This is a genomic window from Coxiella-like endosymbiont, assembly GCF_024730665.1.
In the GTDB taxonomy this organism is placed as follows: domain Bacteria; phylum Pseudomonadota; class Gammaproteobacteria; order Coxiellales; family Coxiellaceae; genus Coxiella.
On the sequence record NZ_CP084737.1, the window covers coordinates 126313 to 140214 of the forward strand.

Genomic DNA, 13902 nt, shown 5'->3' on the forward strand with positions numbered 1-13902 from the left:
ATTTATTGTTGTTTAAACGATATAGGGAGCCAGGAATGGAAGATCGCACTAAAGCGTTGAGTGCCGCTTTATCGCAAATTGAGCGTCAGTTTGGAAAAGGGTCAGTAATGCGGTTAGGAGATCCCGGTCTCGTACGAGATATTGAAGTTATCTCAACCGGTTCGGTAGGTTTAGATATTGCATTGGGAGTCGGTGGGTTGCCTCGTGGTCGTGTAGTAGAAATTTATGGACCAGAAGCATCTGGTAAAACAACACTTACCTTACAAACTATAGCTTCGTGTCAAAAAACACGAGGTACAGCTGCGTTTGTGGATGCTGAACACGCGTTGGATATGGCATACGCTGAAAAGCTAGGAGTCAAAGTAGATGAATTATTGGTATCACAACCAGATACAGGCGAGCAAGCCTTAGAAATTACTGATATGTTAGTGCGATCGGGAGCCATCGATGTGATTGTCGTTGACTCTGTAGCGGCGTTAACACCCAAGGCGGAAATCGAAGGTGATATGGGTGATCTCCATATAGGTTTGCAAGCTCGTTTGATGTCACAAGCATTACGTAAATTGACTGTAAATATAAAAAAATCTAATACCTTAGTAATATTTATTAATCAAATACGTATGAAAATTGGGGTAGTGTTTGGCAATCCTGAAACCACAACGGGTGGAAACGCACTTAAATTTTACTCCTCTGTACGGTTAGATATTCGTCGCATTGGTTCCATTAAAAAAGGGGAAGAAATTCTGGGTAGCGAGACCCGTGTTAAAGTGGTTAAAAACAAAGTTGCGCCGCCATTTCGTCAAGTGGAATTTGATATTCTCTACGGGCTTGGTATTTCTCGGGAAGGCGAATTAATTGATCTTGGCGTTAAAAATGACCTCGTTGAGAAGGCAGGTGCTTGGTATACTTACAATGGGGAGCGCATTGGTCAAGGTAAAGAAAATGTTCGTCAATTTTTAAGGGAAAATTTGCGTATCGCAGAAGAAATTGAAGGTCATTTGCGTGAAAAATTATTATTGAAAGAGCCCTTAGACTCTTGAAGAAATTGTTGCAGGATGATTTGCAAATTTTGCAATCATGCTCTTTTTGTTTCTAGCACGGTGTGAATGTTCAGAGTGTGGATTAAAATAAAGGTCGTCAGTTCTTGTAAGTAAAATCCCATTAGAACGGAACGCTAGCTTTGTGACGTTATGGCAGAAGGGGTTCAGTAGTGGGGCGGGCGTCCACATTCACTGGTTAATCGTAATATACTTCGGGATGAATAATTTTGGTGGGAGTTTAGATGTGTTTTTTAATGCCGGTGGTTTAATGCTGTATGTTATTACTTGGATAAGATTTATGGAAAGAAATGTCGAAATATCTGAATAGCAATCAATTGCGAAAAATATTTACTGACTATTTTGGACAACGAGATCATGAATTTGTTCCAAGTAGTTCATTGATACCAACAAACGATTCAACCCTGCTATTCACTAATTCAGGTATGGTGCAATTTAAAGATGTATTTTTAGGAACTGAGGTACGCCCTTATCGACGTGCTGTTTCTGTACAGCGCTGTATGCGCACAGGAGGAAAGCATAACGATTTAGAAAATGTGGGATATACCACGCGCCACCATACTTTTTTTGAAATGCTGGGGAATTTTAGCTTTGGAGATTATTTTAAACGTGAAGCAATTGAATATGCTTGGTGCTTTTTAACGGAAGTTTTGGAGCTACCGAAAGAACGTTTGTGGGTGACAGTATTTCGTAATGATTCTCGAAGTGAGTCCATTTGGTTAAAAGAAATGAAAGTAGATCCTACTCGCTTTGCTCGTTGTGGTGAGAAAGATAATTTTTGGCAAATGGGAGAGACAGGACCTTGCGGGCCTTGTACAGAAATATTTTATGATCATGGTCCAAGCGTAGCTGGGTATCCTCCAGGAGGCTCAGATGCTGATGGTGATCGTTATATAGAGATTTGGAACCTAGTTTTCATGGAATATAATAGGGACTTAAGCGGAAAATTACACCTTTTGTCAAGGCCTTGTGTGGATACAGGTATGGGATTGGAACGCATTGCTGCGGTCATGCAAGGGGTTCATAACAATTATGATATTGATTTATTTCAGCATTTACTAAAAGTGTTAGGTAAGCTAATGGGAAAAGATGATTTTCACAACACGTCCATGGGTGTTATCGTTGATCATATTCGTTCCGTAGCTTTTCTTATTAGTGACGGTATTGTTCCTTCAAACGAAGGACGGGGTTATGTTTTGCGACGGATTATTCGACGTGCGATTCGCCATGGATATAAATTAGGACGACAAGAACCCTTTTTTTATGAATTAATAGAACCGCTGATTGAGGTCATGGGTGATGCTTATCCGATGTTTCCTAAAGCTCAATCTTTAATTGAACAAGTAATCGAGCAAGAAGAAGTACAATTTTCTAAAACATTATCAAAAGGTCTTAAAATTTTAGATCATGAATTGTCGGAATTATCATCGCGTAAAATACCAGGTGAGGTAATTTTCCAGTTGTATGATACGTTTGGTTTTCCTCCAGATTTGACCGCTGATATTGCTAGAGAGCGAGGATTTTCGATGGATTATGCAGGTTTTGAGAAGGCTATGGAACATCAACGTAAACAATCGCAGCAAGCTCAGAAATTTAACATTGATTATACACAAACAGTATATATTAGTGGTAAAACGGAGTTTGTTGGTTATGAGACGTTTGAATCTGAAGCTTATGTGACTACGTTGCTACAAGACAGCAAACCAGCTAGCACTTTGTCCGAAAGTAAAAATGGAATGGTTATATTGGATCGCACACCTTTTTACGCAGAATCAGGTGGTCAGGTCGGTGATCAGGGCTACTTATTTTTTGAGGGGGTTATTTTCGCGTTAAAGATACTAAAAAGCAGGGAACTGTTCATTTGCACTTAGGGGAAGTTATTAAGGGACAATTGCAAGTGAAACAAAAAGTTCATGCTAAAGTTGATGTTTCGCGTTTGGATGTTATGCGAAACCATTCAGCTACGCATCTATTACATGAAGCTTTGCGACGCGTATTAGGTAAGCATGTCATACAGAAAGGTTCATTAGTGGAGGCTAAGCGTTTGCGATTTGATTTTTCTCACTCTAAAGCGATGACAAAGCAAGAATTGCATACAGTGGAACGACTAATTAATCAACAGATTCAAGCTAATTTGGTTTCAAACGTAAAGTTGATGACGCCAGAAAAAGCAAAGGAATCAGGGGCGCTTGCATTATTTGGAGAGCGATATGGAGGAGTAGTCAGAGTGCTTAAGATGGGAGATTTCTCGATAGAGATTTGTGGAGGGACACATACTAAACAAACGGGAGAAATCGGTCTTTTTAAAATCATTTCTGAGTCAGGTTGTGCGTCCGGTGTTCGACGTATCGAAGCAGTGACTGGACAAGTAGCCCTAGCGTATATTGAATCTGAAGAAAAACAACTGCAGACATTAAGTGATTTACTCAAAACAAATAGAAACGATTTGGTTAAGAAGTTAAATCAATTGTTAATAGATCATCATAAGAGACGGAAAGAATTAGTAAAATTAAAACAACAAATAATTCAACAGAAATTAGAAAGTTTGTCGAAAAAGGTGGTAGATATTCGGGGAATAAAAGTACTCTCTGCTCAATTAGACGGGGTTGACCGCAATACTTTAAGGTCTATTGTAGATCAATTAAAACAGAAATTGGAAAAAGCAGCAATTGTATTAGCCATTGAAGAAGGTGAATGCGTACAATTAGTGGCGGGAGTTACTAAAAATTGTTTAGCCTATTTTGATGCTACGGAATTGTTAATGCCCATCACAGAAAAAATCGGAGGACGTAGCGGTGGCTTGCCGGATATGGCACAAGGAGGTGGCGATAATTCTCCTGAGCGATTAAAAGAGGCGTTTCAATCCATTCCTGAATGGATTGAAACCCGAATCAGGTGAATTGGAAAAAATAATTTATGTCATTGATTATTCAAAAATTTGGTGGAAGTTCCGTTGCGGATATAGAGAGAATTCAAAACGTAGCCCGAATTGTTTCTAAGGCGCGCCAAGAAGGGCATGCCGTAGTGGCAGTAGTTTCCGCCATGTATGGCGAAACAGATCGCCTTATTAAATTAGCTCAAACGATTTCCGATTCTAATTTGCGCGAATACGATGCTCTTATCTCAACCGGCGAGCAAATCTCAGCTGCATTACTGAGTATGGTCTTACAGGAAAGAAATTGTCCCGCACGTTCTTATACAGCCGCACAAATTCGTTTGCACACGACTAATGAACACAAAAAAGCACGCATTGTGGATATCGATCTGGAAATTTTGTGTCACGATTTGCAAGTTGGTTGTGTTCCTGTTGTTGCTGGTTTTCAAGGGATTAGTGAGATGGGCGAGATCACAACCTTAGGGCGTGGTGGCTCAGACCTCACTGCAGTCGCATTGGCAGCGGCGTTGCAAGCCGATGAGTGTCAAATTTTCACTGATGTTGATGGGGTTTATACCAGTGATCCCAAAGTAGTTCCACGAGCTCGGTGCATTCCGCAAATTACATTTGACGAAATGATGGAAATGTCCAGTTTAGGAGCAAAAGTTTTACAGAATCGCTGTCTCGAATTTGCCGGTAAATACAAAGTACCAGTACGCGTGTTATCGAGCTTACGAAAAGGACCAGGAACGTTAATTACTTTTGAGCATAATTCAGCTGAGCAACCCTTAGTTTCTGGTATTGCTTTTGAGCGACGACAAGCAAAGCTCACCATTCAGGGTATACCAGAAAGGCCAGGATTGGTCAGTTATATTTTGGGTCCTCTCAGTAAAGCGGATATCGAAGTTGATATGATCGTTCAAAATGAACCCACGATTGATACTAAAATTGATTTTAGTTTTACGTTACAACGCGATGATTATTATAAATCTTTTTTAATTATGAAGCAAGTAGCTTCTGAGCTGAATGCGCGAGAGGTATTGGGTAGTGATTCTTTGGCTAAGATTTCTCTTATAGGCGTTGGTATGCGTTCTCATGCTGGCATTGCCTCTCAGATGTTCAGCGCATTAGGTAAGGAAGGGATCCATATTCATCTAATTACAGCAACGGAAATTAAGATCTCGGCGTTAATTGACGAGAAATTTATTGATCTTGGTGCCCGTACTCTCCATTCAGCCTTCAGACTAGATCAGCCCTACTTTTTCATAAAAGGGTATTAAAATGTGGGTATGGCGTTTTTATAGCTTGGGCTAAAAAAATTACTTGATGTTTAGAAGAGGAAAGAAATATGTTAATTCTAACAAGACGTATTAGTGAGTCGGTGATTGTCGGAGATACTGTCAAAGTGACAGTGCTTGGAATTAAAGGGAACCAAGTTCGTCTTGGGATAGATGCACCGAAAGAAATTTCCGTTCATCGCGAAGAAATTTATAAACGGATTCAAGAAGAAAAATCAGAGAAGTCATAAGGACAAACTGCCGAAGAGACTATCGAGTCTAACTAAACTCACTAACTATCTACATCAGTTATGCGGGCAAGAAGTACACACTTCAGGGAGTCTTAACAATAAGTTCAAAAAGGTAGTTAATTTTGATTTGTAGTTTTTAACGCACCCTTGCCCGGTGAGCATTCATTACAATTTAAGCGCGTCAAAATACGTAATTTTATTTCTATATCCTAGGATGATATTATTCTTCTCTTCTTAAGGAAGGATGTTTCTTTAGAAGTATTCATAAAAAGATAATCTAGCCTTAATTTGGGAGAGATGGCCGAGCAGGTCAAAGGCGCTCCCCTGCTAAGGGAGTATGGGGCGAAAGCTTCATCGAGGGTTCGAATCCCTCTCTCTCCGCCAATTTAGAAAAAAGTTAAGCAATTATCAGCTAACTAAATGACTGGTAAGCAAAAATTCAAATTTATCAATAATAGAAATAAAAATATGATTAATTGAGTATCATGATACCTGAAAATCATACTTAACTTGCTCATGGCTTTAGGGAGAAATTTCCTTAATACTGCTAAAGATATCAGATTCGGGTCTTCCGTTGATGGATAACTAATTTCACTCTAAGGCTGCTTAAAAAATATTACGGCGAGATACACATGAATTCGATAGGTTCATTCGATTCTGACGCGCTCTAGCTTAACGTTGCAAAAAGACAGTAGATTTTACTTTAGGATACTCTTTATAAAAACTAATGAATTCTTAAGGTTAATATCAATATATTTTTAGTGAGCAATCAATAAAACCCAAGGTTTCATCAAAACAAAATGCCAAAACCTTGTCCAGTATATGGCTTTTTAGACTTAATTTATTTTGGCTCAGGTAAGATAATTTAGGACACCAATATTCGAACAGATAAAATACAGACGTTGCTCATGAATCTCACCACGTCTTCCATTCTAGCATACCATAAGGAGTTTCCATTTTCCCTTAAAACATCAAATTCATTTTCTTTATTTCGTTACGTTCGACTTTTCTAAAAACGACAAATCTATCGTATCCCTAGCCAATCGCTATTACCTATAGCCACTTCACTGAAGCTATATTTAAAGTATTTTAGATAATTTAATGATCAATGAACGGCAATACTCTAGAATTTTGCTTCTGGATCAATGTCTGAAAGAGGTTAGCTGCGCCTTTGATTCTAGGAGTTTGCATTTTAAAAATTACTAAAAATCATTAGGAAAAATTTTAACGTATTTAAGAATTCACCAGATATCAGAGCTTCTATATCTCTAAAGCTATTGAAAAATAAAGCTTTTCTCATCAAATCGCATTCATTAAACTTAAAAAGTAAATAAAGGAATAATTGTGTGATAAAAGTTTTGTGATTTAATAATCATGATCTTGTGTGCGTTCTGTCAAATATAGCTTCTCATCAAGCTAATGATAAAGAAAGATTTCCTTTTGATATATTTTATGTAGGAACATGAATTAATACGTTAATTAAGATATGCTCACATTAACACTCTACTTGCTACTAGAAGCCTCATATTAGAGGAAAGTACAAACTCCCTATGACTTTTTTGGACTTTAAAATACTACTCGGTACATTGCCTGGAAATCCCGGTGTATATCAAATTCGGGATGCGCAATGGAAAGTCATTTATGTAGGTAAAGCACGCAATTTAAAAAAGCGGGTAAGCAGTTATTTCCATCGTCAACTAGATCCTAAAACCCAGGCTATGATGGCCCAGATGTGTGCTATTCAAACTACCATTACCCGTGATGAAAATGAAGCACTTTTATTGGAAGCTAATTTCATTAAGCAATTTCGTCCGCGTTATAATGTTTTGCTTCGCGATGATAAATCGTATCCCTATCTTTATATTGCTACTCATCAAAAATTTCCGCGTTTAGATTTTTATCGTGGTTGCAAAAAGGCGTCGGGATATTATTTTGGCCCTTACCCTAGTGTGGGTTCTATGAGAGAACATCTTGCTTTTATTCAAAAATTATTCAAACTACGCCGATGTAAAGATTCTTTTTTTAAAAGTCGATCCAGACCCTGTTTACAGTATCAAATTAAACGCTGTACAGCTCCCTGTGTTGGATATGTGGATGAAAAAATTATCGCCGTCAGGTCGAGGACGCCATTTTGTTTTTTGAAGGAAAAAATGAGCAAATAATTAATAAACTAACCGAGCGAATGGAAGTCGCTTCCAAAGACTTAGCTTTTGAGGAAGCTGCTCATTATCGAGATCAAATCCAACAGTTGCGTCAGTTACAAAAGCAACAATTTATTATAAGCGGCAAGGGTAATATCGATGTGATCGGTGCCGTGGAATTGGACGGTGAGGTTAGCTTGATTATATTATCCATTCGCTCTGGCCGAATTATCGGGCATAAAGCTTTTTCCCTATCATGCCGGAAGGGACTAATTTATCGACAGCATTGTCTGAATTTATTCCTCAGTATTATTTAAGTCCATTGCGAAATGGTGACATTCCAGAACGAATTGTGATGAGTGAACGCTTAACTGATCGATTGTGGATTCAAGGTGCCTTGGCATCTGGTTTGAATCGGTCATTGACAATTAGTGACCAGAAACGTACACCTTATAAGCAATGGCAGCACATGGCCGTGCTTAATGCTAAACAAGCACTTTCTCAGCATCTGGCCCTGAAAAATACGTTTATTGTTAAATTTAAAGCGTTGCAAGAAGCATTGCTATTACCGAACCTTCTTTCTCGGATTGAAGGCTTCGATATTAGTCACATTTCGGGAGAAGCAACGGTAGGGGTTTGTGTAGTTTTTGGGGTTAGGGGTCCCATTAAGAAAGACTATAGGCGGTTTAATATCTTTGATGTTCAGCCTGGAGATGACTATGGTGCGCTTCGGCAAGTATTAGTCCGACATTACACGCGTTTGAAGGAAAATAAGGGAATGTTGCCAGATTTATTGGTGATTGATGGGGGTAGAGGTCAGCTTCGACAAGCAGTAGAGGTACTGGAAGAGTTACAAGTGAGTGGTGTTTTTTTACTATCAGTAGCAAAAGGGCTTGGCCGAAAAGCAGGATTAGAAAAACTTTTTATTGGTGGGCGGTATCCTGAAGAGATACATCTTTCGCCAGATAATGTTGCTTTTCATCTGATTCAACAAATCCGTAATGAAGCCCATCGTTTTGTGATTACGGCCAATCGTGCTCAGTGCATAAAACGCCGCATAGAATCTTCTTTAGAAAATATTAAAGGAGTTGGTCCCAAACGTCGAAGAGAATTATTAACATATTTCGGAGGGTTACAAGAACTTCGAAAAGCGAGCGTTGAAGAAATTACCAGGGTGGCTGGCGTTAATCGAAAACTGGCACAATTGGTTTATGAAGCCCTTTCGCTTGACGTCTAAGTGAATCACCGTAGAATCTGACGATATGAATGTCGCAACGCTTTTTACGCTTCTTCGTTTATCTGCTATCCCTGTTTTTGGCCTTTTTTATTGTTTGCCTTTTCGCTGGGCTCATCCTGTGGCTGCGATTGTTTTTATACTGGCCGCAATCACTGATTGGCTCGATGGGTATCTTGCCAGAAGTTTATCTCAGATGACTGATTTTGGTGCTTTTTTAGATCCAGTGGTTGATAAATTATTGGTGAGTGTTGCCTTAATGTTTGTCGTTAGGAATGATTATGTCGCTTATTTGACAATTCCGGGTGCCATTATTATTTGTCGGGAAATAATTATTTCAGCGCTACGCGAGTGGATGGCCGAATTAGGCAAGCGAATGAGTGTCGCTGTTACTTTTTTATCAAAGATCAAGACAGTTTTACAGATGGTCGCTTTAGTCCTATTGATATGGTATACGCCAAATTCACATCGGCTTGTATTGACAAGTGGAGTCATTCTGTTCTGGATTGCTGCGATATTGACAGTTTGGACGATGGTTATTTATTTAAAAGTTGCCTGGCCAGACTTGACAATGCGTCGTGAATAGTAATAATAATCAGGCTGGATTTTGTAGTCTGTAGTTTTGGAAGTCAAACCTTAAGAATTCCCTCCGGCTATGAGCGCGGGAATAGCTCAGTTGGTAGAGCACAACCTTGCCAAGGTTGGGGTCGCGAGTTCGAGTCTCGTTTCCCGCTCCAAATTTTTCAACCGCATCCTTTTCTAATTTTCATTTTTTATTTTTAGTGAATTGAGTCTTATAACACAAAAAATCAAGAGAGGTTATAAAACTAAAACCCTAGAAAATTGATTGCCTTTCTGATGCAAAAAAGAATGGAGAAACTAAGATAATATAAGTTAAATCAATATCTTTCTTCTTTAGCATCAACAAAAAAGATACTTATTTATTGAAACTTTCAAAGATTTTAGTTACGCTATGTAAAGTAAAGCAACGAGTGTTTATGGTGGAATTTATAATTTATTTTTAAAAAGAACAGCGAGCAAGATGCGGGCAAAATTACCGATCTATTGGCACAGAATCGCCTTTGATATGAGTGGGGAGTGAACGATATACCGTTAGTTGGGACATTTTCTAGCTAAGAGTGGAGAATCATCCAAATTTTTATTTCTAAAAATACGATAATGTAAAATTTTTTTTTAATGGTTGGATATAATCTGAAGTCTGCTTTGCAGATAAAATAAAAAGGAATGGTCTAGATTGACATGAGACAATAGGAAATGTTTCAATGTGTCTTGCTGTAAATCTCTGATTCTGGATCTACGGTTTATATAAGGGAGCTTGAATAAGCTGAGCCTGTCACATGATCCGAAATCATGTGTGGTACAATAAGCACAGCAGTGCCTCGACGAGGGCGGTCAATTATGTGGAGGCGGATAAAAAAGTAAATAATCTAACAAAATAGAGAAAAAAAGAGGGCTGTCATTTTAGAAAATGTATCCATTTAGTCTTTTTATGGTTTTTTAAAAGATGCGCTGGCTTTTTACATTGGTTATTTGGTGCAGGACAACGGTAAGTCGAATAAAAAGTTAAAAACGGTTTTCTTAAAATTTAGTTGAGTCAAATTGGAAAGTGGGATAGGATTGACCGCCCTTTGTGACATGGCTGGGTGGCAGAGTGGTTATGCAGCGGCCTGCAAAGCCGTGTACGCCGGTTCGATCCCGACTCCAGCCTATAAAATTAGGCGGAAATTTTGCCTATCTCTGCCTGGGTGGCGGAATTGGTAGACGCAAGGGACTTAAAATCCCTCGGGAGTTAATCCCGTGCCGGTTCAACTCCGGCTCCGGGCACTAAATCAATGCTAAACCTTTTTTCAAAAAATTCTTCTGTGATGCACTTACTGTGATGCACTTAATAGAAAGCAGTGTAAAAATATAAGGCTGAAGACTCTTCAAGAAGACATCACTCACGTGCAATTAGTGAAATCTGGTAACATTAATGCCCAGTTCCGCTCACAATAATAAACATCAGGAAGTTTTTGATTTGAAAGATGCACGTTGATTTCGTAACATTGCTTCGGTAGGTTTACCCCCGCGTCTGACGATAGATGACGGAGATAGAGTAATAAACCGTTGACTGAACTTTATTAATTGTTATAGGAGTAACTTCTTGAATTATCAACATATTAAAGTGCCTATAGGAGGTGAGAAGATTGCAATCAGCAAAGGAAAGTCGCCTAAACGCCCAATTATTCCTTTTATTGAGGGAGATGGTATTGGGGTTGACATCACCCCGGTTATGAAAAAAGTTGTGGATGCAGCAGTGGATAAGGCGTATGAAGGAAAACTCGAAATTGCATGGATGGAAATTTATGCTGGAAAAAAGGCGACAAAGATCTATGGAAGTGACTTTTGGTTGCCTAACGAAACATTGAAAGCTATTGAAGAGTTTCAAATTGCAATAAAAGGGCCGCTTATGACTCCTGTTGGTAGGGGTATTTGCTCTTTGAACGTGGCATTGAGACAAGGTTTAGATCTCTACGTATGTCTTCGTCCTATTCGCTATTTTAACGGCGTCCCTAGTCCTATTAAAATGCCTGAAAAAGTCAATATAGTGATTTTCCGGGAAAATTCGGAGGACATTTATACTGGAATCGAGTGGCCGGCGGGAAGCCCTGAGGCGAAAAAGCTGATTTTCTTTCTTCAAAAGGACATGGGTGTAAAAAAATTTTCTTTCCTAAAACAACAGGTATTGGCATTAAACACGTTTCTGAGGAAGGAACGACTCGTCTGGTACGCCGTGCTATACAATATGCCATTGATAATAATCGTAACTCCATAACGTTGGTTCATAAAGGTAATATAATGAAATTTACGGAAGGAGCCTTTAAAGAATGGGGTTACGAGGTAGCTATTAAAGAGTATGGAGCAAAACCGCTCAACGGCGGCCCCTGGCATACTCTCAAAAATCCAAAAACCGGTCAAGATATTATTGTTAAAGATGTTATTGCTGATGCTTTTTTACAACAGATTTTATTACGTCCAGATGAATATAATGTGATCGCCACTTTGAATTTAAATGGCGATTATATTTCTGATGCGCTTGCTGCTGAAGTAGGTGGTATTGGTATTGCACCTGGAGCTAACTTAAGTGATACCATTGGGGTTTTCGAGGCTACTCACGGAACTGCGCCAAAATATGCTGGACAGAACAAAGTTAACCCCAGTTCGTTGATTTTGTCAGCAGAAATGATGTTGCGTTATATAAAGTGGAACGAAGCTGCTGATCTTGTTATCAGAGGTATTGAAGGCGCTATTGAAAATAAAATAGTGACTTATGATTTTGCCCGTTTAATGGATAAGACTAAGGGAGTCAGCACTTCACAATTTGGCGAAGCAGTGATTCATTACATGTAGGCAATTAGCTATCATTGCTCGTAAAATAGCTATTTAATTGTCCTTCCACTAAACCTACACCATTTTTCAAGAAGCTTTAGGTTTTTATGCCTTATGAGCAGATAAAAACCCGCTTTATACCTTAAAAAACTTTTGCTTTCTGATAAGGCTAATGATTCTTTCTCTACAATGTGTGCCGTGGAGCATAATCCTATCACCTAGAAGCTACTTATCTTTTATTTTTCTTTTGTTTTTCGATGTCGCTGCTTGATGACCACCGTGCTTGTTGCTTTTTTAAAGTTATAATGCGGAAATCTATCTACGACGCAGAAAACGCTTCTATTTACTACAGTTTAATAAGGACTACAGTTTTTAAATAAGGGGCGATCCAAGTCGGATATCGATTTGGTAAGGAGATCTTGACTCTAGATGGTAATGCTCTGTCAAACATTATATCAATAATAGAGTATAGTTCGGAGTTATGATCGAACTTTTTTGGGCAAGTGTAAGTATTTTTGCTATAAGAGAAGACTTAATTCAGATCATCACGAATCGTGGGCAGGAATATTGTAATTGCTATTTTCGGCGAACCTGAAAAGTCAGCTCGCATGATATCAATTATGCGATATAAGATTGCTAGACCTGAATAAGAAATGCGTTTTATGCCAGACCATATATAGTCGATTGACAAAAGTAAAATGGGTGCAATAAGTAGGTCCGTAATGGAAAACCATCCTATTTCTCGATTAATTAATTGATCCGCCCGCAATATCTGCGTATATCATGACTTGAACAAAGTGGTTTATTGATTAAGGCTCGAAAGCAGTTAAACACGGCATTGCTGTTGGGTAAAATTGAAAAGCGCACTGGATTTTCCATCCTTACAATTCAAGGATTATAGCTGTTTCACCGATAATACCCGTTAAAAGGTAGATTACCGCGTGTAATTTATAATGAAATAAACGGTTGATGCCGAATATCAGATCTTAAACATTGCTAGTAATTTTAATTAATTTAGAATCTGAAGAATGTTTGGTAGCACACAACTACAACGAAAAAGCGAGGGATACCGTCCTCCTGATAATACGTTTAATACGTTTAATTCAAGAAAATAAATACATTCTGTTAAATCAGTTATTGTGTACTAAGCTTAATATCAATCTAATTAAGCTTTCCGTCTAATTAAGCTTTCCGTAGCTCTCTTTGACGAAGAAATTGCCATGCGGTATTTATCAATAATTAGTAAATTATTCTTCCGAAGACGATTTCTTCCAACCGGCCTCTCGATAAACGATGCGACCGCGGGTTAAGTCATAAGGTGTTAGTTCGACTGTCACTGCATCACCTATTAGGATGCGAATATAATGTTTTCGCATGCGCCCAGAGATATGAGCAGTCACAACATGGCCATTTTCAAGTTTGACCCGGAAAGTTGTATTAGGTAACGAATCAACCACGACCCCTTGAATTTCAATAGATTCTTCTTTTGCCATAAGTTTTCATAAAAGTTAATAAAAGGCCATAATGCCTCAGATATCCCTTTCAATCAATGATTTTTAATTGAGAAATAAAGGTTAATAATTTTAAATATTGAATAATCATTTATTCACTTGCAATGAAGGATACAGGAGCACACTGTTTTTAACAGGAACACTTAAAGCAGTTAATCGTCTCTC

5 protein-coding genes, 4 tRNA genes and 3 pseudogenes are annotated in these 13902 nt (G+C 38.5%); 11 read left to right on the forward strand and 1 reads right to left on the reverse strand.

Annotated elements, in window-relative coordinates; translation table 11 throughout:
• Window positions 1-35 precede the first annotated feature (35 nt).
• The 11 genes and pseudogenes from recA to icd all read left to right on the forward strand — a co-directional run bounded on the left by recA (window position 36) and on the right by icd (window position 12247).
• Window positions 36-1040: a recombinase RecA gene (gene recA / locus LG660_RS00520; protein WP_258267477.1), complete on the forward strand. Its 1005-nt coding sequence runs from the start codon at window positions 36-38 to the stop codon at window positions 1038-1040.
• A 320-nt stretch (window positions 1041-1360) separates the two neighbouring features.
• Window positions 1361-3957 (forward strand): annotated as a pseudogene (gene alaS / locus LG660_RS00525) (alanine--tRNA ligase).
• Between the two features lie 17 nt (window positions 3958-3974).
• The gene (locus tag LG660_RS00530) at window positions 3975-5213 is read left to right on the forward strand and encodes an aspartate kinase (protein WP_258267478.1); all 1239 of its coding nucleotides are present in this window, start codon (window positions 3975-3977) and stop codon (window positions 5211-5213) included.
• Between the two features lie 68 nt (window positions 5214-5281).
• A complete protein-coding gene (csrA, locus tag LG660_RS00535) occupies window positions 5282-5461 on the forward strand; it encodes a carbon storage regulator CsrA (protein ID WP_258267479.1) in 180 nt (59 codons plus the stop codon).
• A 291-nt stretch (window positions 5462-5752) separates the two neighbouring features.
• Window positions 5753-5845: transfer RNA gene (locus tag LG660_RS00540), tRNA-Ser, on the forward strand.
• Window positions 5846-7011: 1166 nt separating this feature from the next.
• Window positions 7012-8839 (forward strand): annotated as a pseudogene (gene uvrC, locus LG660_RS00545) (excinuclease ABC subunit UvrC).
• Between the two features lie 25 nt (window positions 8840-8864).
• Entirely contained in the window at window positions 8865-9422 is a 558-nt protein-coding gene (pgsA, locus tag LG660_RS00550) for a CDP-diacylglycerol--glycerol-3-phosphate 3-phosphatidyltransferase (RefSeq protein ID WP_258267480.1), read from the forward strand.
• 75 nt (window positions 9423-9497) lie between these two features.
• Window positions 9498-9573, forward strand: a tRNA-Gly gene (locus LG660_RS00555).
• A gap of 921 nt (window positions 9574-10494) precedes the next feature.
• A tRNA-Cys gene (locus tag LG660_RS00560) sits at window positions 10495-10565 on the forward strand.
• Window positions 10566-10596: 31 nt separating this feature from the next.
• Window positions 10597-10681, forward strand: a tRNA-Leu gene (locus LG660_RS00565).
• Between the two features lie 295 nt (window positions 10682-10976).
• Window positions 10977-12247, forward strand: a pseudogene (icd, locus tag LG660_RS00570) (NADP-dependent isocitrate dehydrogenase).
• Between the two features lie 1226 nt (window positions 12248-13473).
• Here the strand turns inward: icd and infA are convergent.
• Entirely contained in the window at window positions 13474-13719 is a 246-nt protein-coding gene (gene infA / locus LG660_RS00575) for a translation initiation factor IF-1 (protein ID WP_258267481.1), read from the reverse strand.
• Between the last annotated feature and the right edge of the window lie 183 nt (window positions 13720-13902).

Coding starts and splice junctions, on each gene's coding strand:
- infA (WP_258267481.1), bottom strand. CDS start 13,719: ATGGCAAAAGAAGAATCTATTGAAATTCAAGGGGTCGTGGTTGATTCG.
- csrA (WP_258267479.1), top strand. CDS start 5,282: ATGTTAATTCTAACAAGACGTATTAGTGAGTCGGTGATTGTCGGAGAT.
- pgsA (WP_258267480.1), top strand. CDS start 8,865: ATGAATGTCGCAACGCTTTTTACGCTTCTTCGTTTATCTGCTATCCCT.
- LG660_RS00530 (WP_258267478.1), top strand. CDS start 3,975: ATGTCATTGATTATTCAAAAATTTGGTGGAAGTTCCGTTGCGGATATA.
- recA (WP_258267477.1), top strand. CDS start 36: ATGGAAGATCGCACTAAAGCGTTGAGTGCCGCTTTATCGCAAATTGAG.